General features: G+C 68.0%; 26 protein-coding genes and 1 other RNA gene. 12 read left to right on the forward strand and 15 right to left on the reverse strand.

All coding sequences use genetic code 11. The annotated features are described in order from the left end of the window. Positions 1-2: 2 nt before the first annotated feature. From S2M10_RS20370 to S2M10_RS20380, 3 genes are all read right to left on the reverse strand, one after another. Entirely contained in the window at positions 3-911 is a 909-nt protein-coding gene (locus S2M10_RS20370) for a hypothetical protein (protein WP_168847700.1), read from the reverse strand. Positions 912-978: 67 nt separating this feature from the next. Then, positions 979-1,629, reverse strand: coding sequence for a DsbA family oxidoreductase (locus tag S2M10_RS20375; protein ID WP_168847701.1), 651 nt, complete (start codon positions 1,627-1,629; stop codon positions 979-981). A gap of 79 nt (positions 1,630-1,708) precedes the next feature. After that, positions 1,709-2,137: a hypothetical protein gene (locus S2M10_RS20380; RefSeq protein ID WP_168847702.1), complete on the reverse strand. Its 429-nt coding sequence runs from the start codon at positions 2,135-2,137 to the stop codon at positions 1,709-1,711. 139 nt (positions 2,138-2,276) lie between these two features. On the opposite strand from S2M10_RS20380, the gene S2M10_RS20385 reads away from it, so the two are divergent. Together S2M10_RS20385 and S2M10_RS20390 are read left to right on the forward strand one after the other, a co-directional pair. Next, entirely contained in the window at positions 2,277-2,420 is a 144-nt protein-coding gene (locus S2M10_RS20385; protein WP_168847703.1) for a lmo0937 family membrane protein, read from the forward strand. Positions 2,421-2,653: 233 nt separating this feature from the next. Next, complete coding sequence (locus S2M10_RS20390; RefSeq protein ID WP_168847704.1) at positions 2,654-3,298, forward strand: histidine phosphotransferase family protein; 645 nt, start codon at positions 2,654-2,656, stop codon at positions 3,296-3,298. Positions 3,299-3,306: 8 nt separating this feature from the next. Here the strand turns inward: S2M10_RS20390 and arsB are convergent, their stop codons facing one another. Genes arsB through S2M10_RS20405 form a run of 3 tightly spaced genes read right to left on the reverse strand, consistent with a single transcriptional unit; the run spans position 3,307 to position 5,133 of the window. Further along, entirely contained in the window at positions 3,307-4,365 is a 1,059-nt protein-coding gene (arsB, locus tag S2M10_RS20395) for an ACR3 family arsenite efflux transporter (protein WP_168847705.1), read from the reverse strand. Further along, positions 4,365-4,793 (reverse strand): arsenate reductase (glutaredoxin), encoded by a 429-nt coding sequence (gene arsC, locus S2M10_RS20400; protein WP_168847706.1) that lies wholly within the window; start codon positions 4,791-4,793, stop codon positions 4,365-4,367. The genes arsB and arsC overlap by 1 nt, the downstream gene beginning before the upstream one ends. Positions 4,794-4,803: 10 nt before the next feature. Next, positions 4,804-5,133 carry a helix-turn-helix transcriptional regulator gene (locus S2M10_RS20405; RefSeq protein ID WP_168847707.1) on the reverse strand — a complete coding sequence of 110 codons (330 nt, stop codon included), beginning with the start codon at positions 5,131-5,133 and terminating at the stop codon, positions 4,804-4,806. Between the two features lie 131 nt (positions 5,134-5,264). On the opposite strand from S2M10_RS20405, the gene S2M10_RS20410 reads away from it, so the two are divergent. From S2M10_RS20410 to S2M10_RS20455, 10 genes are all read left to right on the forward strand, one after another. Continuing rightward, positions 5,265-7,583 (forward strand): chemotaxis protein CheW, encoded by a 2,319-nt coding sequence (locus S2M10_RS20410; RefSeq protein WP_168847708.1) that lies wholly within the window; start codon positions 5,265-5,267, stop codon positions 7,581-7,583. Continuing rightward, complete coding sequence (locus tag S2M10_RS20415; RefSeq protein WP_168847709.1) at positions 7,583-8,011, forward strand: chemotaxis protein CheW; 429 nt, start codon at positions 7,583-7,585, stop codon at positions 8,009-8,011. The genes S2M10_RS20410 and S2M10_RS20415 overlap by 1 nt, the downstream gene beginning before the upstream one ends. Before the next feature lie 75 nt (positions 8,012-8,086). After that, positions 8,087-8,452, forward strand: a complete 366-nt coding sequence (locus tag S2M10_RS20420) for a response regulator (RefSeq protein WP_168847710.1) — start codon at positions 8,087-8,089, stop codon at positions 8,450-8,452. 25 nt (positions 8,453-8,477) lie between these two features. Continuing rightward, positions 8,478-9,566, forward strand: coding sequence for a chemotaxis-specific protein-glutamate methyltransferase CheB (gene cheB, locus S2M10_RS20425; protein ID WP_348770646.1), 1,089 nt, complete (start codon positions 8,478-8,480; stop codon positions 9,564-9,566). After that, positions 9,563-10,414 (forward strand): protein-glutamate O-methyltransferase CheR, encoded by an 852-nt coding sequence (locus tag S2M10_RS20430; protein WP_211091176.1) that lies wholly within the window; start codon positions 9,563-9,565, stop codon positions 10,412-10,414. The genes cheB and S2M10_RS20430 overlap by 4 nt, the downstream gene beginning before the upstream one ends. Before the next feature lie 41 nt (positions 10,415-10,455). Further along, the gene (locus S2M10_RS20435) at positions 10,456-11,157 is read left to right on the forward strand and encodes an N-acetylmuramoyl-L-alanine amidase (RefSeq protein WP_168847711.1); all 702 of its coding nucleotides are present in this window, start codon (positions 10,456-10,458) and stop codon (positions 11,155-11,157) included. Between the two features lie 87 nt (positions 11,158-11,244). Next, entirely contained in the window at positions 11,245-11,814 is a 570-nt protein-coding gene (locus S2M10_RS22840) for a hypothetical protein (protein WP_247650931.1), read from the forward strand. A gap of 41 nt (positions 11,815-11,855) precedes the next feature. After that, positions 11,856-12,236, forward strand: an RNA gene (gene rnpB, locus S2M10_RS20445) — RNase P RNA component class A. A 70-nt stretch (positions 12,237-12,306) separates the two neighbouring features. Next, positions 12,307-12,843, forward strand: coding sequence for a J domain-containing protein (locus S2M10_RS20450; RefSeq protein ID WP_168847712.1), 537 nt, complete (start codon positions 12,307-12,309; stop codon positions 12,841-12,843). Beyond that, positions 12,840-13,139: a (2Fe-2S) ferredoxin domain-containing protein gene (locus tag S2M10_RS20455; RefSeq protein ID WP_168847713.1), complete on the forward strand. Its 300-nt coding sequence runs from the start codon at positions 12,840-12,842 to the stop codon at positions 13,137-13,139. The genes S2M10_RS20450 and S2M10_RS20455 overlap by 4 nt, the downstream gene beginning before the upstream one ends. Before the next feature lie 187 nt (positions 13,140-13,326). Here the strand turns inward: S2M10_RS20455 and S2M10_RS20460 are convergent, their stop codons facing one another. From S2M10_RS20460 to pspA, 9 genes are all read right to left on the reverse strand, one after another. After that, a complete protein-coding gene (locus tag S2M10_RS20460; protein WP_168847714.1) occupies positions 13,327-13,731 on the reverse strand; it encodes a SufE family protein in 405 nt (134 codons plus the stop codon). Between the two features lie 151 nt (positions 13,732-13,882). Next, positions 13,883-14,128: a hypothetical protein gene (locus tag S2M10_RS20465; protein ID WP_168847715.1), complete on the reverse strand. Its 246-nt coding sequence runs from the start codon at positions 14,126-14,128 to the stop codon at positions 13,883-13,885. 24 nt (positions 14,129-14,152) lie between these two features. Next, positions 14,153-14,428 carry a hypothetical protein gene (locus tag S2M10_RS20470; protein WP_168847716.1) on the reverse strand — a complete coding sequence of 92 codons (276 nt, stop codon included), beginning with the start codon at positions 14,426-14,428 and terminating at the stop codon, positions 14,153-14,155. A gap of 196 nt (positions 14,429-14,624) precedes the next feature. Further along, entirely contained in the window at positions 14,625-14,891 is a 267-nt protein-coding gene (locus S2M10_RS20475; RefSeq protein WP_168847717.1) for a hypothetical protein, read from the reverse strand. Between the two features lie 14 nt (positions 14,892-14,905). Then, positions 14,906-15,235, reverse strand: a complete 330-nt coding sequence (locus S2M10_RS20480; protein ID WP_211091177.1) for a hypothetical protein — start codon at positions 15,233-15,235, stop codon at positions 14,906-14,908. Positions 15,236-15,246: 11 nt separating this feature from the next. Continuing rightward, on the reverse strand, positions 15,247-15,537 hold the full coding sequence (locus S2M10_RS20485) for a hypothetical protein (protein ID WP_168847718.1): 291 nt from the start codon (positions 15,535-15,537) through the stop codon (positions 15,247-15,249). 30 nt (positions 15,538-15,567) lie between these two features. Further along, positions 15,568-15,939: an envelope stress response membrane protein PspC gene (gene pspC, locus S2M10_RS20490; RefSeq protein ID WP_168847719.1), complete on the reverse strand. Its 372-nt coding sequence runs from the start codon at positions 15,937-15,939 to the stop codon at positions 15,568-15,570. A gap of 1 nt (position 15,940) precedes the next feature. Further along, on the reverse strand, positions 15,941-16,213 hold the full coding sequence (pspB, locus tag S2M10_RS20495; RefSeq protein ID WP_168847720.1) for an envelope stress response membrane protein PspB: 273 nt from the start codon (positions 16,211-16,213) through the stop codon (positions 15,941-15,943). A gap of 4 nt (positions 16,214-16,217) precedes the next feature. After that, entirely contained in the window at positions 16,218-16,886 is a 669-nt protein-coding gene (gene pspA / locus S2M10_RS20500) for a phage shock protein PspA (RefSeq protein ID WP_168847721.1), read from the reverse strand. Positions 16,887-17,102: the final 216 nt, after the last annotated feature.

Here is a 17,102-nt window from a genome sequence, read left to right on the forward strand (position 1 = left end):
CGTCAGGCATCGGCGAGTTCGGGTATCGGTGCGGCTTGCGCCTCGGCCATGCTGCGCAAGACCAGCCTGCCGCTATCGATCAGCTCGGCCAGATGCGCGGCATAATGGTAGCGGATCGTGGGGAAGCCGTCAGGGTGGAAGGCGCGGCGGCTCGGGCCGAGATGGACAAGCAGGCGATTGGCCTCCGCGCGCTTGAGCAGGCGTCGAACATGCGGCTGCGACACGGCGAAGCGGCGCGCCAGGCCGGCGAGCGGCACCGTGGCGCTCTCGATCGGCACAAAGCGATCGTCGGTACAGGCCAGCGCCAGGGTGTGGAGGATGGCGCATCCGGCCAGGGGATGGAGGAAGGAGGCGCGCAGGCTCGGGAAGGGATCGGGCCCGCTCGCCAGCGCATAGAGGCGGCTGGCCTGGATACCCAGGAATTGCTGGTACAACGCGGGATCGTCGAGCGCGGCCGGAAAAGGGGCAAGATCGGCATCGAGGAGCGCGGCGGGTGCCAGCGCCGCCTGGAGGTGCCGGCACCACGCCTTCTGAAAGGCGGTGGTGGTGCGGTATCCCTGATCCGGTGCGGCCTCGAGCAGGCCGATGTGCAGCATGAAATCGATCAGCGCGCCGGCGCGGTTCGCGGTCAGCAGGCCCGTCGCGGCGCAGATCTGCCGCAGCCGCGTAAGCGTCAGGCCGCCGCGCGTGTCGAGATAGGCGGCGGACATCGCCGCGACATAATGGCCGGCATCTTTGAAAACCGCTGCCAGGGTCCTGTCTTCATAGGCGATGGCGAGCATGTTGGCGGCGAATTGTCGCGCCGCGATACCGAACTGGGGATGCGCTGCGATCTCGATCCACCGGGAAGGCAGCCGTTCCGGATTCGTTGTCGCCGCCTGCAGCACCGTGTTCGACCCCCATCGTATCAATCGCGCACTAGCACGGCGCTTTCACGGGGAACAATTCGATTCCGTAACAAATTCTGGGCGTGCCGTTTCAGGCCGGTTCCGTCGCGATCTGGCGCAGCGCCTGCTCGAAAGCCTCCGGGGGCTGCCCGCCGGAAATCAGATAGCGTTGATCGACGACGATGGCGGGGACCGACTGGATGCCGCGCGATTGCCATAGCGCTTCTTCGGACCGCACCTCGTCGGCACAGGCGCCCTCGTCCAGCACGCGCGCGGCCTCGGCAACGTCCAGCCCGGCCTTCTCGGCGGCGGTCAACAGCACGGCGCGCTCGCCCGGATTCTTCCCCTCGGTGAAATAAGCGGTGAACAGCGCGAGCTTGAGTGCCCGCTGGTCGCCCGCCAGACCGGCCCAGTGGAGCAGGCGGTGCGCATCGAAGGTGTTGTAGATGCGGGAGTCGTCGCCCATCGCCATGGTGAAGCCCAGCGCGGCGGCGCGTTCGCGGATCATTGCGCGGGTGGCGGCGGACTGTTCGGGCGTCGCGCCATATTTTCGGCCGATATGCTCCACGATGTTCTCGCCCTCGGGCGCCATGGCGGGGTTGAGCTCGAACGGGTGGAAGCGGATCTCCGCCGTCACCACGTCGGCGGCGCGGGCCAGTGCCTCCTCCAGACCCTTGAGGCCGATCACGCACCACGGGCACACGATGTCGGACACGAAATCGATGGTCATTTTGCGGGGCATGGCGGGTCCTGTGATTTGGCGGGACAAGGTGGGCGCAACTTGGCGGTGGCGTAAAGCAGAAAGCGGCGCGCCGGCCCGACTAATAGGCCAAGCCGCTGCGAACCCCGGCAAGGATCGCCCGGCTGGCCGCGCAGGCGTCCCCGGCGAACACCGTGCCCGGCTCCATAAGATAGCGTGCAGCTTCCCCCCTGCGCGTGTCCACGCGGCGCAGCGCGACCGTCCGCCGCCCGCTCACGAAGCCGCCCTGCTCGAACCAGATGATCCAGTATCGGCCCACCCCGTACCCGCGCACGAACTGACGCTGGGGCAGCCCCGCGCGTATCACATCGGTCGCGTTGTAGGGTGCGCTTGCCTCGGCGATACCGCCAACGGCAAAGCCGCGCCGCGCTTCGGTGATGACGGCGGGCGGCAGATCGGCGAACCGGTACACGACCACCGCCTCCGGACCGAGATCGCAGGCCAACTCCGCCGGTGCTGCGGCGAGCATCAGAAGCAGGGGAAAATACATGCGTGTGGCCCGGTACTGCCCGACACCTTCAAATGCGCCTGCGGCCGCTTCAAGGCAAGGGACGAGTGGTCGTCAAGCCGATCCGGAACGTTTGCGCCGCGTCTCTCGTTAGGATCGCCAATCTTCTGGGAGTGATGTGATGCTTTGGACGCTTGTCGTAATTCTGATCGTGCTGTGGCTGCTGGGCTTCTCGTTCCACATTGCCGGCGGCATCATTCACATCCTGCTGGTAATCGCGCTGGTGATCGGTCTGGTCCAGCTCTTCACCGGGCGTAGAGTCTGAAGCCGCGCCCGGCGGGCCGTGAAGGTCCGCCGGGCGCCGCCCCGCCATTTTGCCTTCGAACGACCCTTTCCCACCCTTCCAGCAAGCGCGGTGATCCGGCGCGTGCCGGCGCACCAGCAGCATGCGATCCCGTTTCGTCCGGCGACCGCCTCCGATCCTGCATCGGCGCCGCCACGATGCTTGCAGCTTCCTGTCGGCTGCGCCAAAGGGGAGTCACAGCTGGAGCCCAACACTTGAATATCAGCCCTACCGAATTCGCGAGTCTGCTTTGTTCGCGCCTGTGCCATGACTTGTTGAGCCCGGTCGGAGCGCTCAACAACGGCCTGGAACTGCTTGCGGACGAACATGATCCGGAAATGCGCGCCCGCTGCCTGGAACTGCTGGCGGAAAGCGCGCGGGCCAGCGCCAACAAGCTGAAGTTCTTCCGTCTGGCCTTTGGCGCCGCCGGCGGATTCGGCGAAACGGTGGACACGCGCGAGGCGCAGGCCGCGCTGGAGGGGCTGTTCGGAGACAATCACCGCGTGAAGATCGGCTGGATGGTCGAGGAGCCGGTGATGGCCAAACAGGCGATCAAGGTGCTGCTCAACCTGGCGCTGATCGGCGGCGACGCGCTGGTCCGCGGCGGCCAGCTCGACATCGGCGCGGAGACCACCGACGGCACGATCGAGATCGTGATCCGCGCCGACGGTCCGCGCATTGTGCTCGACCCCGAACTGCGCGGCGCGCTGGCCGGGGGGCGCAAGGAAGTGCCGATCACGCCGCGCGCGGCGGCAGCGTTTCTGGCCCATGAGCTGGTCGTCCAGCATGGCGGCGCGCTGCAGGTGAGCCCGCCCGATTCCGAGGTGCTGCTGTTCGGGGCATCCTTCCCCGTCGGTTGAGCCCGGCCTCAGCCCCGCTCGTACCAGCCGCGCGTGCGCTGCACGATCGCGACGACCGAAAGCATCACGGGCACCTCCACCAATACCCCGACCACGGTGGCAAGCGCGGCGCCGGAGCGCAGCCCGAACAGCGAGATGGCGGCGGCGACCGCCAGCTCGAAGAAGTTGGACGCACCGATCAGCGCCGCCGGCGCCGCCACGCACCACGCGACGCCCAGCCGGCGCGACAGCCAATAGGCGATGCCTGCGTTCAGATAGACCTGCACGAGTATCGGTACGGCGATCAGCGCGATCACCAGCGGCTGGGCGAGGATCGCCGCGCCCTGGAAGCCGAACAGCAGCACCAGCGTCGCCAGCAAGGCGGCGAGCGAGAGCGGCGCAAGCGTGCCGAGCAGCCGGTCCAGTGAGGCCTGACCGCCACGCGCCAGCACTGCCCGACGCGCAAGCTGCGCCGCGATCACCGGCATGACGATATAGAGCAGGACCGAGAGGAGCAGCGTGTCCCAGGGCACGCTGACCGAAGCGACGCCGAGCAGCAGCCCGACCAGCGGCGCGAACAGGAACAGCATCAGCACGTCGTTGAGCGCGACCTGGGAAAGCGTGTAGGTCGGCTCGCCGTCGCAAAGGTTCGACCAGACGAAGACCATCGCGGTGCAGGGCGCAGCGGCGAGGAGGATCAGCCCTGCGACATAACTGCCGATCTGGCCTGCCGGCAGCAAAGGCGCGAACAGGTGGGCGAGAAAGAAGGTGCCGAGCAGTGCCATGGAGAAGGGCTTCACCGCCCAGTTGACGAACAGCGTCACGGCGACGCCCTTCCAGTGCCGTCGCACCGAGCCGAGCGCGGTAAAGTCGATCTTGAGCAGCATCGGCACGATCATCAGCCAGATCAGGGCCGCGACGACAAGGTTGACCCTGGCCAGCTCCGCGCCGGCGATGACGACGAAGGGGCCGGGCAGCAGCTGGCCCAGCCCGATGCCGGCGACGATGCACAGCGCCACCCAGAGCGACAGATAGCGTTCGAACCTGCCCATGGCGGGCCGGGCGGGTGCGGGCGTGGCCGTCGCCATCAGCCGATCCGCGCGCCCGATGCGTCGATCACCGGCGCGCCGTCTTCCTTGGCGAAGGCGCCCTGCTGACGCGCGGGCAGCAGATCCAGCACCCGCTCCGACGGGCGGCACAGCGCAACGCCGAGCGGCGTCACCACCAGCGGACGATTGATCAGGATCGGATGCGCCAGCATCGCATCGAGCAGCGCATCGTCGCCGAGTGCCTTATCGTCGAGGCCGAGCGCTGCATGGGGCGTGCCCTTCTCGCGCAGCAGGTCGTGCGGGGTGAGCCCGGCGCGGGCGATAAGCTGGACGAGAAGCGCCCGGGCGGGCGGCGTCTTCAGATATTCGATCACATGCGGTTCGATGCCTGCGTTGCGGATCATCGCCAGCGCGTTGCGCGAGGTGCCGCAATCCGGATTGTGGTAGATCACGACATCGCTCGTCATGCGGGTTCCTTCAGCAGCAGGCGAGATCGGTGAGCAGCGGCGCGCACAGCTCGGCACGGCCCTCGCAGCAGTCGCGGGCGAGGAACACCATCAGTCTTCGCAGCCGATCGAGATCGGCGCGCTGGACGAAATGGCGTCCCTGCTTCTCGGCGCCCACGAGACCGGCACGCGCAAGCACGGCAAGATGGGTGGAGAAGGTGCTCTGGGGCAGCCCGATCGCGTCGGCGAGCGCTCCGGTGGCGAGGCCATCGGGGGCGTGGCGCACCAGCAGTCGAAAGGTTGCCAGCCGTGTCGGGTGGGCGAGGGCGGCGAGTGCAGCGAGGGCGTCCTGCTCGGTCATGCATCGGTAATAACCGATGCGATCCGATGCCGCAATATGCATCGGATTAAGCCGATGTGTTTTCGGCGGCAGCTAACCCGGAATTAACCCTCGACCGCCATGGTGGCCCCGGAAATTTCCACCGGGGCCCCATGGACGACCTGCTGCAGGACTTCATCGCCGAGACGCGCGAGACGCTCGAGGCGCTTTCGGGCGAGATCGTCGCCTGGGAGTCGCAGCCCGACGACCGGGCGCGGCTCGATGCCATCTTTCGCTTCGTCCACACCGTGAAGGGCAGCTGCGGCTTTCTCGACCTGCCCCGGCTGGAGCGGCTGGCGCATGCCGCCGAGGACGTGCTGGCGCAGGTGCGCGACGGCGCGCGGGTGCCGGATCGGGCGCTGGTCAACGCGGTGCTCGCGGTGGTGGACCGGATCGGCGAGATCGTCGAGGCGATCGATGCCGGCGCCGCCCTCGACGACAGCGGCGAGGAATTGCTGATCGCGGCGCTTGCCGAGGGGTCGGACGAGATCCTCCTGCCGTCGCCGGTGGCGCAGCGCGCGCCCTCGCGCAGCGTACGGCTCGGCGTCGACCTGCTCGACCGGATGATGAGCGGCATGTCGGAGATGGTGCTGGCGCGCAACGAGCTCGCCCGCCGATTGCGGGTGGGGGACATCGATCCCGCCGTGGAAGCGGCGCTGGAGCGGCTTTCGCTCACCGTCGGCGAGATGCGCGATACCGTGACGCGCACCCGCATGCAGAAGATCGATGCGCTCTTCTCGCCGCTGCCGCGCATGGTGCGCGATACCGCGGCGGGTCTCGGCAAGTCGGTGGCGCTGCATATCGACGGCTCCGACGTCGAACTGGACCGCGAGATGATCGAGGTGATGCGCGATCCGCTGGTCCACATCATCCGCAACGCGATTGATCATGGCATCGAGGCGCCGGCCGAGCGCCGTGCCGCCGGCAAGCGCGACGTCGGGCGACTGTCGGTCTCGGCGCGGCAATCGGGCAACCAGATCATCGTCGAGATCGCCGATGACGGGCGCGGCGTGAATGTCGAGCGGCTGATCCAGAAGCTGGCCGCCAGCGGCGTCCGCACCGAGCGCGACCTGCATGCGCTGTCCGACGCCGCCAAGCTGGAGCTGATGTTCCATCCCGGCCTGTCGAGCAAGGACACGGTGTCCGAAATCAGCGGTCGCGGCGTCGGCATGGACGTGGTGAAGGCGAGCATCGACCAGATCGGCGGCCGGGTGGAGCTGGACAACATTCCCGGCAAGGGGCTGCGCATCGCCATCCATGTGCCGCTGACGCTGTCGATCATCTCGGCGATCATCGTCGGCGCGGGCAGGCAGCGCTTCGCGATCCCGCGCCAGTCGATCGAGGAAATCGTCAGCGAGCGCGGCGAGGCAATCCGGATCGACCAGCTGGGCGGCACGCCCATCGCCACGGTCCGCGAGCGACGGATGCCGCTGCTCGATCTGGGCGGGCTGCTGGATCTGTGCCCCAACCGCGAGCAGCACGGGCCGCGGATGCTGGTGATCGTCGGCGCCGGCGCGGGAAGCTATGCGCTCGCGGTCGACGAGGTACTCGACAATGAGGAACTGGTGATCAAGCCGGCTTCGCCCGCGGTGATGGCGACGGGGATCTATGCGGGGCAGACGCTGCCCGATTCGGGCCTGCCGATGCTGCTGCTCGATTGCGCGGGCATGGCGCGGGCGGGCGGGCTAGATTTCAGCCGCGACCTGAGCGCGGCGTTCGGCGATGCGGCCGCCGATGCTGCGGCGCCGGGATTGCCGGCCCTGCTGTTCGACGATCTGGACGGCGTCCGCCGGGCAGTGCCGCTGGCGGCGGTGGATCGGGTGGAGAAGGTTTTCGCCGCGCAGGTGCAGCTCGCAGCGGGCAGCCATCGCCTGGCGATCGACGGGAGGATCGTGCCGCTGGCGATGCAGGGATCGCCGGATGGTCGCGAGCGGCTCAGCGTGCTGCGCCTGAAGGACGAGGATGCCGAAGTCGCCTACGCGATCCACGAGGCCATCGAGATTGTGACCCTGCCCGCCGAGATCGCGCCCGCACGGACGCCGGGCGCGGCGATGGGCGTGGCGCTGGTCGAGGGCGAGCAGATCGAAGTGCTCGACGTGCTGTGGGTGTTCGACACGCATGTCGATCGGGTAGCGGCAGCCGATGCGCCGCTCTGCCTTCTCGCGGGAGACAAGGACGGCTGGCTGGCGACCTTCGTGCGGCCGCTGCTGGAGAGCGCGGGCTATCGTGTGGCAGCGCGGCTCGAACCGGGCGAGGTGCCCACGGTGGTGCTGGCCGCCGACGCGGCGGAGCCGGTCCTGCCCGCGGCACCGGTGGTGCGCCTGCGCCGCCAGCGGCAGGCCGAGCCGGGCGACGACAGCGTCTATCGTTATGACCGTGCCGGGCTGCTCTTCGCGCTGGAGGCGCGGGTCGGCGCGCGGGGAGGACGCTGATGGCGCAGCAGCTGTATCTGATCGCCGAGGTGGCAGGCCGTACCGTCGCGATCGATTCGGATCAGGTCGAATCGGTGGTGGATATCGGCGAGGTGACGGCGGTGCCGCGCGCGGCCAAGGCGGTACGCGGGCTGGCGGCGCTGCGCAGCCGCGTGGTGACGGTGGTGGATACCGAGGCCGCGCTGGGGCTGAACGGCTGCACGCTGGCGCGGCGGGCGGTGATCACGCAGATCGACGGGCACCATTATGCGATGCTGGTCGATACGCTGGAGGATGTGGCGCCCTTCGACCTGCGCCCGCTGGCCGGGGGAATCGCGCTGGAAGGCAGCTGGCGCGATGCGGCGCGCGGGCTGGTGGAACGCGGTGGTGAGCCGATCCTGGTCGTCGACCTCGCCGCACTGGTGCCGGCATCCGCGCTGCTTTCCTGAATGCGATTAACGCGACGCTTACACCTTCGCACGTAAAGTCGGATCTCAAAGACGCCTGCCAGGGGATCAGGGACCATGAAGACGTGCCTCGTCGTGGACGATTCGAAAGTGATCCGGAAGGTTGCCCGGCACATCCTCGAAACCCTCGACTTCGAAGTTCGTGAGGCCGGCGACGGGCGCGAGGCGCTCGATTCCTGCCTGGCGACACCGCCCGACGTCGTGCTGCTCGACTGGAACATGCCGGTGATGAGCGGCATGGACTTCCTGCGTGCGCTCCGCAACTCGGGCCTCGAGCAGCGGCCCAAGGTGGTGTTCTGCACCACCGAGAACGGCATGGCCTATATCCGCGCGGCGATCGAGGCCGGGGCGGACGAATATGTCATGAAGCCGTTCGATCGCGAGACGCTGGAAAGCAAGCTGCAGATCGTCGGCGTCGCCTGACCTCCTTCCGCCGGAGCGCGCGCGCGTGACGAGCCTGCCATCCCCCCATCCGCTCGATCCGCCGAACGGCCCCGCCACCGGGCGCGTGCTGATCGTCGACGATTCGGTCGTCGCGCGTTCGGTGCTCAGCCGGATGATCGAGGGTACCCGCCGCTTCCGCGTCGTCGCCGCGTTGAGCGAGGCACGGGCGGCGCTGGATTATCTCGCGCGCGAGACGGTCGACATCATCCTGCTCGACATCGCGATGCCCGGCATCGACGGCCTCACCGCGCTGCCCGACGTGGTCGCAGCGGGCAAGGGTGCGAAGGTGCTGATCGTGTCCTCCTCGGCGGACGAAGGCGCCGCGACGACGCTGCAGGCGCTGGCGCTGGGTGCGGCCGATACGCTGGTGAAGCCCGGCGTCGGCGCGTTCGGCGGCCGCTTCGCCGAGGTGCTGGAGGAGCGGCTGGCCAAGCTGTTCGACATGCCGGGGGATGCCGTCATATGCGCCGCGGCCCCGTCCCCGCGTCCGATGAGCGCGGGCGCCCATATCCAGCTCGATCCCTTCCATATCGTCGCGATCGGCGCCTCGACCGGCGGCATTCACGCGCTCAGCCAGCTGTTCCGCCAGATCCCGGCGAGCTTCCAGCAACCGATCCTGGTCACCCAGCATCTCCCGCCCAGCTTCATGAGCTATTTCGCGACCCAGCTTGCGCTGCTCGGCAGCCGGCCCTGCGACGTGGCGACCGATCGGATGCGGATCCGGCCGGGCCGCATCGTGATCGCGCCGGGCGAGGCGCATCTGAAGGTCGTCCGCACCTCGGAAGGCGCGGCGATCCGATTGAGCACCGAATGGGCGCGCAGCGGCTGCATGCCCTCGGTGGACCCGATGTTCGACAGCGTAGCGGAGGTGTTCGGCGCCCGCGCGCTGGGCGTGGTGTTGAGCGGCATGGGCCGGGACGGCTGCGACGGGGCAGGCCGACTGGTCGAAGCCGGCGCCAAGGTGCTGGTGCAGGACCAGGCCACCTCCGTGGTGTGGGGCATGCCCGGCGCGGTGGCGACGGCGGGACGGGCAAGCGCGGTGCTGCCGCCGGAAGAAATCGGCCGATTGATCGGCAGGGGAAGCGGGCGATGATCGATACTATGACGCCCAGCGGCGGGGCGATGCAACTGATCGGCGCGCTGCTCGAGCAGCGCACCGGCCAGCAGATCGCCGCCAACCGCGCATGGCGGATCGAGACGGCGCTGAAGCCGGTGCTGCGCGAGCGCGGCCTGCCGAGCCTTGATGCGCTGGTGGGGCAGTTGCTCGGCGCGCGGACCGGCGAACTCGCGGATCAGGTGGTGGACGTGTTGCTCAACCAGGAGACCAGCTTCTTCCGCGACGTCGCGGTGCTCGACCAGATCGCGGCGGCGGCCGTCGCGGTGCAGGCCGAGGCGGGCAGCCGCCGCCTGCGCATCTGGTCCGCCGGCTGTTCGACCGGGCAGGAGCCGCTGTCGCTGGCGATGCTGTTTGCCGAGAAGTCGGCGGCCTTCCCGATGCCGCCGGAGATCGTGGCGACCGACGTTTCCGCCGCCGCGCTCGCCCGCGCCCGGGCCGGCCGCTATTCGCAGTTCGAGATCCAGCGCGGGCTGCCGGTGCGCCGGATGGTCGAGTGGTTCGATACCGAGGGGGGCGACTGGGTCGCGCGCCAGGAGCTGGTGCGCCGCATCCAGTTCCGCCAGCAGAACCTCACCGCCGATGCGCCGCCGCCGGGCAAGTTCGACATCATCCTGTGCCGCAATGTGATGCTCTACTTCTCGCCCCCGCTCCGTCGCCAGGTGTTCGACCGACTGGCGAGCGCGATCCAGCCGGGCGGGCTGCTGGTGCTGGGCGCGGGCGAGACGGTGATCGGGCTGACCGAGCATTTCACCCCCAGCGAGACGTTCCGCGGCTTCTACCGCGCCGCCGATCCGGATCATGCCCCGCTGGCCGCGTCCGCATAAGCAGCGGATTGCCAGCGCCGATGCGCGCAGTAGAAGAACCCATGACCAGCGGCCTGGAAATACACGACGCGCCATCGCCCAATTTCGGCGAACGTCTGTCCCCCGTCTCGATGATCGTGCTGCATTACACGGGCATGGAGAGCGGCGAGGCTGCGCTGGCCCGGTTGCGTGACCCGGAAGCGCAGGTCTCGGCGCATTATCTGATCGAGGAGGATGGCCGCATCTTCCGGCTGGTCGACGAAGGCAAACGCGCCTGGCATGCCGGGCGGGCGCACTGGCGCGGCATCGAGGACGTCAACTCGGCGTCCGTGGGCATCGAGATCGTCAATCCGGGCCACGAGTTCGGCTACCGGCCGTTCACCCCGGAACAGATGGGATCGCTGATCCCGCTGGTTGCGGACGTCAAGGAGCGCCACGGCATCACCCGCGGCAACGTGGTCGGCCATTCCGACGTGGCGCCGGCGCGCAAGCAGGATCCCGGCGAATTGTTCAACTGGCATGCGCTGGCCCGCCTCCGGTTGGCGTTGCCCCGGCCGACGCGCAACCTGGTCGATCCCGGCTGGCCCGATGGCGGCTTCATGCTCGCGCTCGAGCGGTTCGGCTATGACGTGACCGATCCGGTGGCGGCGGTGACCGCGTTCCAGCGACGGTTCCGCCCGGAGATGATCGACGGCGAGATCGACATGGAGTGCCGCTGCATCCTGCTCGCGCTGCTGCTGCCCCGCCCGCAGGGCGACGACTGAGCCGAATCGCTCTCCGCTAACCATGATTGGTTACGGAATGATAAGCGGAATCTGGTGAGGTGCGCGCCGGAGGTACTGACGGTGAGCATGTCGATTCGCGCTGCAATGGCACCGATGGGCCCGGTGCATGTCCGCCTGACGGGATTGGTTCGTGGCGACGACAAGGGGCCGGGCATCGGCATCGTCAACGCCCCCACCGCCGCCGAGGCGACGGCCGAGCTTCACCGCGTGGCGCGCGTCGCCGGTGCGGACAAGGTGGTGAGCGTCGCATCCGACTATCGTCGCGCCGCGCTCGCCGGAGGCACGACCAGCACGCAGTGGCGGATCGAAGTGCAGGCCTGGGGTACCGCCATGGCACCGACAAAGGTCGAGCCGAGCGAGCCGCCCGAGGAACAGCGCGCGCAGGAAGCCGACAAGGCGAAGGACCGGGCCAAGGACCAGGACGCCGCCAAGCAGGCGCAGGACGCGCGCCCCGATGCACAGGATTCGGCCGCGCAGTTGGCCGTGCGGGAAACCGCCACTTCGGAACAGGCTTCCGCTTCGCGTGCCGAGGCGTCGCCGCAAGCTGCGGCGCCCGCGCCCGGCATCGAGTCGGTGACGGTGACCACCGGCGACCCGATGCCTTCGCCGAACGCCCCTGCTCCCGCGCAGCGCTGAACCGCTTGCGCAGCGGCGCGAAGCCGCTAGAGCGGACCTCGCCAGAGGGTCGGGCGGCCGCCGCCTGCTGCAAAGCAGGGGGAGGAAAGTCCGGGCTCCACGGAACGACGGTGGCGGGTAATGCCCGCCGGGGGTGACCCCAGGGAAAGTGCCACAGAGAGCAGACCGCCCACTGCCCCGGTTCGCCGGGGTAAGGGCAAGGGTGAAAGGGTGCGGCAAGAGCGCACCGCGCGACCGGCAACGGAAGCGGCTTGGTAAACCCCACCGGGAGCAAGACCGAATAGGGACGGCACATGCGCCTCGTTCCGGCGCGTCGTTCGGGTTGGTTGCTGGAGCGGCGGAGCGATCCGTCGCGTAGAGGAATGGTCGCCTATCCTCCGCAAGGGGGTGGACAGAACCCGGCTTACAGACCCTCTGGCATTCGGTTTTAGAAGGTGCTGCGGTGCGGCGGGCTCTGGCCTTTGCCCTGCCGCATGCCTATTTGGGCGGGCTATGGCGCGACACACGCGATCGATGGACTGGGGCTTTCCCCGCTGGCGCGAGTATGGCTCGGAGCGCGAGGCCGCGCGCGTGCGGCTGTGCGACCGCGACGGGTGCGAGAAACCGGGCGACCGGCCGGCGCCCAAGTCCCCCAACAATCCCGAGCGCTGGTATTTCTGCGAGGAACATGCCGCCGAGTATAACCGCAATTGGGACTATTTCGCCGGTCTCACCGCCGAAGAGGCGGCGCAGCGCGAGGCGAACGAGCGGCGCACCGCCAATGGCTATGCGCATTCGGCGACCAACAGCTGGGCAGGGCCGGGCGACGGCAGCCGCTCGCGCGACGAGATGAAGGCGCTGGAAGTGCTGGAGCTGGAAGTGGACGCCAGCTTCGATGCGGTGCGCGGCGCCTGGCGCCGGCTTGCCAAGGAATATCACCCGGACGTGCGCCCGAACGACGCCGCGGCCGCCAAACAGTTCCAGGCGATCCAGGCGGCGTATGACGTGCTCAAGACCGCCGAGGACCGGCGCCAGTGGAAGCCGCAATGACGCAATTGGTCGCCTCCAACTGGGGCAATGCGGTGCTGGTCTGCGGAAAATGCTCGAAGAAGCTCGGCGGCGGGTTCGGGCCCAAGGGCAAGACGTCGCTCGCCAAGGCGCTGCGCAAGGAGTTCGGGCTCGGCAAGGGGCGCAAGGCCGAGGTCGGCGTCGTCGAGACCAAATGCCTCGGCGTATGCCCCGGCGGCGCGGTGACCGTGGTCAACGGCGCGCAGGCACGCGAATGGCTGATCGTGAAGAAGGGCGCGGATCTGGAAGAGGTTGGCCGCGAACTGGGGCTTTCCTGAGCCCCGCCCACGGCGGCGCCCTCTCCAATCTCCCATCGTCATCCCCGCGAAGGCGGAAATCCATTCGCCTTTGCGCTTGGGGAAAGAGGCGCGCTTCCAGCGGCAATGGATCCCCGCCTTCGCGGGGATGACGATGCAGCGTGCTGAAGAGAACGGCCTGCGCTCTCCCCCGGCAGGGAGAGGGGGCTTAGGCGTAGCGCCCCGCCGTCTCGCGGATCAGGGCGATCATGTTGGGGATGCCCTGGGTCCGGTTCGAGCTGAGCTGGTTCTTCAGGTCGAACGGGGCGAGCCCCCCCTCGATGTCGGTCGCCAGGATCTCGGCCGGCGTGCGGTCCTGCACGGTCAGCAGCACCAGCGCGATGATGCCCTTGGTAATCGCGGCGTTCGAATCCGCGAGGAAGTGCAGTCGCCCATCCTCAGGTCGCGTCGGGTACACCCACACCGAAGCCGAGCAACCGCGTACCAGCGTCGCATCGGTCTTGAGCGGGCCGGGCATCGGTTCCAGCGACTTGCCGAGTTCGATCAGCAAACGATAGCGATCGTCGGCATCGAGAAACCCGTATTCTTCCTGGAGATCGGCGAGGCTGGTCATGGGACGGCGCTAGCCTGAGCCGGCGCGCTTTTCCAGCCTCGTGCTTACTTGGTCGTCGGCGCGTCGTAGCGCAGGCCGAGCCGAGGGCGGGGGGTCCGGTCCGGCGCCGGGGCGGGGCGGCTGGCGCCCGCGTCCGGCTGCGTGGTCGCGCTCACAGATCGACTCCGGCGGCGATCGCTTCCAGCTTGCGGATGCGTTCCTTCAGGTCGGCCAGCTCGATCCGCGAGGCGGGGCTTGGCATGGTGGCGGCGGGCTCCGGGCGGCGGAGTTCCGCGAGCTCGCGGTGCTTCAGCGCCAGCCAGCCGCGCCAGCCGGACAGCGCCGCGGCGGTGACCATGCCCAGGCCGGCCAGGCCCGAGACGGCGAGGGTGATGACGAGTTGCGGGTCGCTGGTCATGGCGTTTGTTCCCAGAAACATGGCTCAGATCCGGTTCTTGTCGCGCAGCTTCTCGATCTCGTGATCGAGCCGCAGGCTGGTTTCGTTGTCGGTGATCACGCGCTCCAGCACCTGGACGCGTTCCTTGAGGGCGTGGATCTCGTCGCGGAGGCGGTCGGCCTCGAACTTCTCCGCCGGATCGCGGCTTGCCAGCCCCTCCAGCCTGCCGTCGCGGCTCTTCACGCCGCCGTAGCGCGCCTGGAGAACCTTGCCGATCGTGATCACGACGATGATGGCCACGACCATTTCGAACGGGTTCATTGCACCTTACTCCCCTAGTCGGCGCACGCGGCGCCTCAGTTCCCTGCCGGCGATGCCTGGGCGGGGCGCAGAGCGCGGCGGCGGGGGCGATCGCGGCTTTCGGCGAGGGCAATAGCTCCCCCGCACAGTGCGGCAAGCACTGCGAGCATGATGATCATCGAAATTTCCTTGCGTTGAAGAGGGTGGAAAGGTTTCTTCAGTTCAGCGGCGCATCGCGCAGCTTCTCGATCTCGTCGGCCAGACCCATGCCGCGATCGGTGATGATCCGCTCGAGCACCTGGACCCGCTGCTCCAGCCTTTCGGTCTGGGCAGCATATTGCGCGGCCTTCTCGGCGGTCCTCTGCGCGTCGATTTCCATGCGACGTTCCCAGAGCTTGAACAGCGGGCGGAAGAAGACGCCGCCGACAATCGCCACGAGGCCGCAGCTGATGCCGAGGATGGGGATGAGGAGACCGGGTTCCATTGCGACAGTTCCTTTCAGTTCGAGCGGCCGCGGAGCGCATCGATCTCGCGATCGAGCTGGTGCGCGCCGTCGGTCACGATGCGCTCGACATTGGCGAGCCGGTCCTTCACCGCGCCGAGCTCGGCGCGCAGCTGGGCGTTCTCCTGGCTGAGCAGCTTGACCCGCTCGACCGTCTCGTCGTTCCGCTGCGGATAGACCGACTTCCCCCAGGCATTTTCCAGCGGATAGCCATGCTTGATGCGGAGCCAGTGGCTGAGGATCCCCGCGGCGATCCCGAAGAACCCCAGCGAAATCCCCGAAAGGATGATCCAGGGCAGGAACGGGGCGAGATGCGCTTCAATCATCGGTCGTCTCCTCAGCGCAGCGCGTCGATGGCGCGGGCGGTGCGCTCGGCGGGATCGGTGGCGATCCGTTCGAGCACGGCGATCCGGTCTTCCAGCCGGCTGATCTGGCCTGCGAGCCGTTCGTTGTCGGCTGCGAGCAGGTCGATCTTGCGGGCCGCCTCGGCATCGCTCTTGTGAATATTCTTGCCCCAGTCGTCGCTGACCGAATAGCCGTGCCGGGCACGGATCCAGTTGTTGACCAGCCACCCGACGGTGGAGATCGCCACCAGTGCGATCACGAATGCGGGACCACCCCAGTTCATTGCCTTGCCTCCCTGTTGACCGCCTGCGCCTCAGCGCAGGCTGTCGATCTCGTCGGCGAGCCGGGTATTGCGGCTCGTGTAGAACAGCTCGATGTCGGCGAGGCGGCGATCGATGTCGCGGAACTTCGAGCGGACCTCGGCGGTGGAGCGCTTGGGGCTCGAGCGGACGCCCTGCCAGAAGCGTTCATCCTCCGGCGTGTCATAGAGCCCCACCGGCTTGGGGTTCGCGATCCAGGCGATCACGAAATACCCCAAGGCTACCCAGCCGGTGGCGACGGTGAGCAGCACGGTGGCCACTCGCACCCAGGTCACGTCGATCCCGGTGTAATCCGCCAGGCCGGCGCAGACGCCCATGAACTTGCGGTTCTGCCTGTCGAGATAGAATTTGGTGCGAGCGGACATCTCAGTTCCTCCGTGAAGGATCGTACGGCACCTGCTCGGGGCGCTGGGCCGAGAGCGGGCGGTAGTCGGGGTTGTCGGCGGCGATGATGCGTTCGACCGTCATCAGCCGGTCTTCGAGCATGCGCGCCGTGCGGTAGAGGTCGTCGAGCAGGTTCTCGTCTTCCCGGGTGATGGTCCCGGCCTGCTTCCACTTGGTCACATAGTGGAAGACGATCCAGGGCAGTCCGAGGAAGAGGATGGCGCAGACGAAGACCGGGATGAGGAAGTCGTTCACGCGATCAGGCTCCCTTGTTGAGTCGAGCCTTCAGCGCTTCGAGTTCGGCATCGACCTTTTCCGACGAGCGGAGTTCGGCGATTTCCTCTTCGAGCGTCTTCGGGTTGCCGCCCAGGCCCATCGCATCGGCGCGGCCTTCGGCCAGATCGACGCGGCGTTCCAGGATGTCGAAGCGCGAGAAGGCGTCCTGCATCTTCGACCCGTTGGTCATTTCCCGCAAGCGGGCGCGGTTGTTCGCGCTTTCCAGGCGGGCGACGATCGAGTTCTGCCGGGTGCGCGCTTCGCGCAGCTTGTTCTGCAGCTTGTTGATGTCCTCTTCCGAGGCGCGGAGCGTCTCGTCGAGCACGGCGATCTCCTGCTGCAGCTGGTCGCACATGTCGGCGGCCTTCTGGCGTTCGATCAGCGCCGCCTTGGCGAGGTCCTCGCGGTCCTTCGACAGGGCCAGCTCGGCCTTCTCGGTCCAGCTCTCCTGGAGCTTCTCGAGCTTGGCGATGTGGCGACGCATTTCCTTCTGATCGGCGATGGTGCGAGCTGCACCGGCGCGAACCTCGACCAGCGTTTCCTCCATCTCGAGGATGATCATGCGGATCATCTTCGCCGGATCTTCCGCCTTGTCGAGCAGATCGGTGACGTTGGCGGCGATGATGTCGCGGGTTCGCGAGAAGATACCCATGATATTGCGCTCCTTCGTATATTCTTTGGGGGTGCCGCCGGAAGGGATGGGGGCCCTTCCGGCGGCCCCGGCACGGCGAGGGAACGTCGTGCCGGGCAGACCTCGTGTGCCTGCCTCAGGCGATTGCCGGGGCCACCGCACCTGCCGTGAGAACCACGCTGGCGAGGAAGGCGAAGGAAACCGCGATGAAGGCGTTGCGGAGGGTGTGGATCTGGT

This window comes from Sphingomonas sp. S2M10, assembly GCF_012650175.1.
Lineage (GTDB): Bacteria > Pseudomonadota > Alphaproteobacteria > Sphingomonadales > Sphingomonadaceae > Sphingomonas.

What these genes read in the sequence shown, in the direction of transcription:
- S2M10_RS20375 (WP_168847701.1), bottom strand. Translation starts at nt 1,629, where the DNA reads ATGCCCCGCAAAATGACCATCGATTTCGTGTCCGACATCGTGTGCCCG.
- S2M10_RS20380 (WP_168847702.1), bottom strand. Translation starts at nt 2,137, where the DNA reads ATGTATTTTCCCCTGCTTCTGATGCTCGCCGCAGCACCGGCGGAGTTG.
- S2M10_RS20385 (WP_168847703.1), top strand. Translation starts at nt 2,277, where the DNA reads ATGCTTTGGACGCTTGTCGTAATTCTGATCGTGCTGTGGCTGCTGGGC.
- arsB (WP_168847705.1), bottom strand. Translation starts at nt 4,365, where the DNA reads ATGGCGACGGCCACGCCCGCACCCGCCCGGCCCGCCATGGGCAGGTTC.
- arsC (WP_168847706.1), bottom strand. Translation starts at nt 4,793, where the DNA reads ATGACGAGCGATGTCGTGATCTACCACAATCCGGATTGCGGCACCTCG.
- S2M10_RS20405 (WP_168847707.1), bottom strand. Translation starts at nt 5,133, where the DNA reads ATGACCGAGCAGGACGCCCTCGCTGCACTCGCCGCCCTCGCCCACCCG.
- S2M10_RS20410 (WP_168847708.1), top strand. Translation starts at nt 5,265, where the DNA reads ATGGACGACCTGCTGCAGGACTTCATCGCCGAGACGCGCGAGACGCTC.
- S2M10_RS20415 (WP_168847709.1), top strand. Translation starts at nt 7,583, where the DNA reads ATGGCGCAGCAGCTGTATCTGATCGCCGAGGTGGCAGGCCGTACCGTC.
- S2M10_RS20420 (WP_168847710.1), top strand. Translation starts at nt 8,087, where the DNA reads ATGAAGACGTGCCTCGTCGTGGACGATTCGAAAGTGATCCGGAAGGTT.
- S2M10_RS20430 (WP_211091176.1), top strand. Translation starts at nt 9,563, where the DNA reads ATGATCGATACTATGACGCCCAGCGGCGGGGCGATGCAACTGATCGGC.
- S2M10_RS20435 (WP_168847711.1), top strand. Translation starts at nt 10,456, where the DNA reads ATGACCAGCGGCCTGGAAATACACGACGCGCCATCGCCCAATTTCGGC.
- S2M10_RS22840 (WP_247650931.1), top strand. Translation starts at nt 11,245, where the DNA reads ATGTCGATTCGCGCTGCAATGGCACCGATGGGCCCGGTGCATGTCCGC.
- S2M10_RS20450 (WP_168847712.1), top strand. Translation starts at nt 12,307, where the DNA reads ATGGCGCGACACACGCGATCGATGGACTGGGGCTTTCCCCGCTGGCGC.
- S2M10_RS20455 (WP_168847713.1), top strand. Translation starts at nt 12,840, where the DNA reads ATGACGCAATTGGTCGCCTCCAACTGGGGCAATGCGGTGCTGGTCTGC.
- S2M10_RS20460 (WP_168847714.1), bottom strand. Translation starts at nt 13,731, where the DNA reads ATGACCAGCCTCGCCGATCTCCAGGAAGAATACGGGTTTCTCGATGCC.
- S2M10_RS20465 (WP_168847715.1), bottom strand. Translation starts at nt 14,128, where the DNA reads ATGACCAGCGACCCGCAACTCGTCATCACCCTCGCCGTCTCGGGCCTG.
- S2M10_RS20470 (WP_168847716.1), bottom strand. Translation starts at nt 14,428, where the DNA reads ATGAACCCGTTCGAAATGGTCGTGGCCATCATCGTCGTGATCACGATC.
- S2M10_RS20475 (WP_168847717.1), bottom strand. Translation starts at nt 14,891, where the DNA reads ATGGAACCCGGTCTCCTCATCCCCATCCTCGGCATCAGCTGCGGCCTC.
- S2M10_RS20480 (WP_211091177.1), bottom strand. Translation starts at nt 15,235, where the DNA reads ATGATTGAAGCGCATCTCGCCCCGTTCCTGCCCTGGATCATCCTTTCG.
- S2M10_RS20485 (WP_168847718.1), bottom strand. Translation starts at nt 15,537, where the DNA reads ATGAACTGGGGTGGTCCCGCATTCGTGATCGCACTGGTGGCGATCTCC.
- pspC (WP_168847719.1), bottom strand. Translation starts at nt 15,939, where the DNA reads ATGTCCGCTCGCACCAAATTCTATCTCGACAGGCAGAACCGCAAGTTC.
- pspA (WP_168847721.1), bottom strand. Translation starts at nt 16,886, where the DNA reads ATGGGTATCTTCTCGCGAACCCGCGACATCATCGCCGCCAACGTCACC.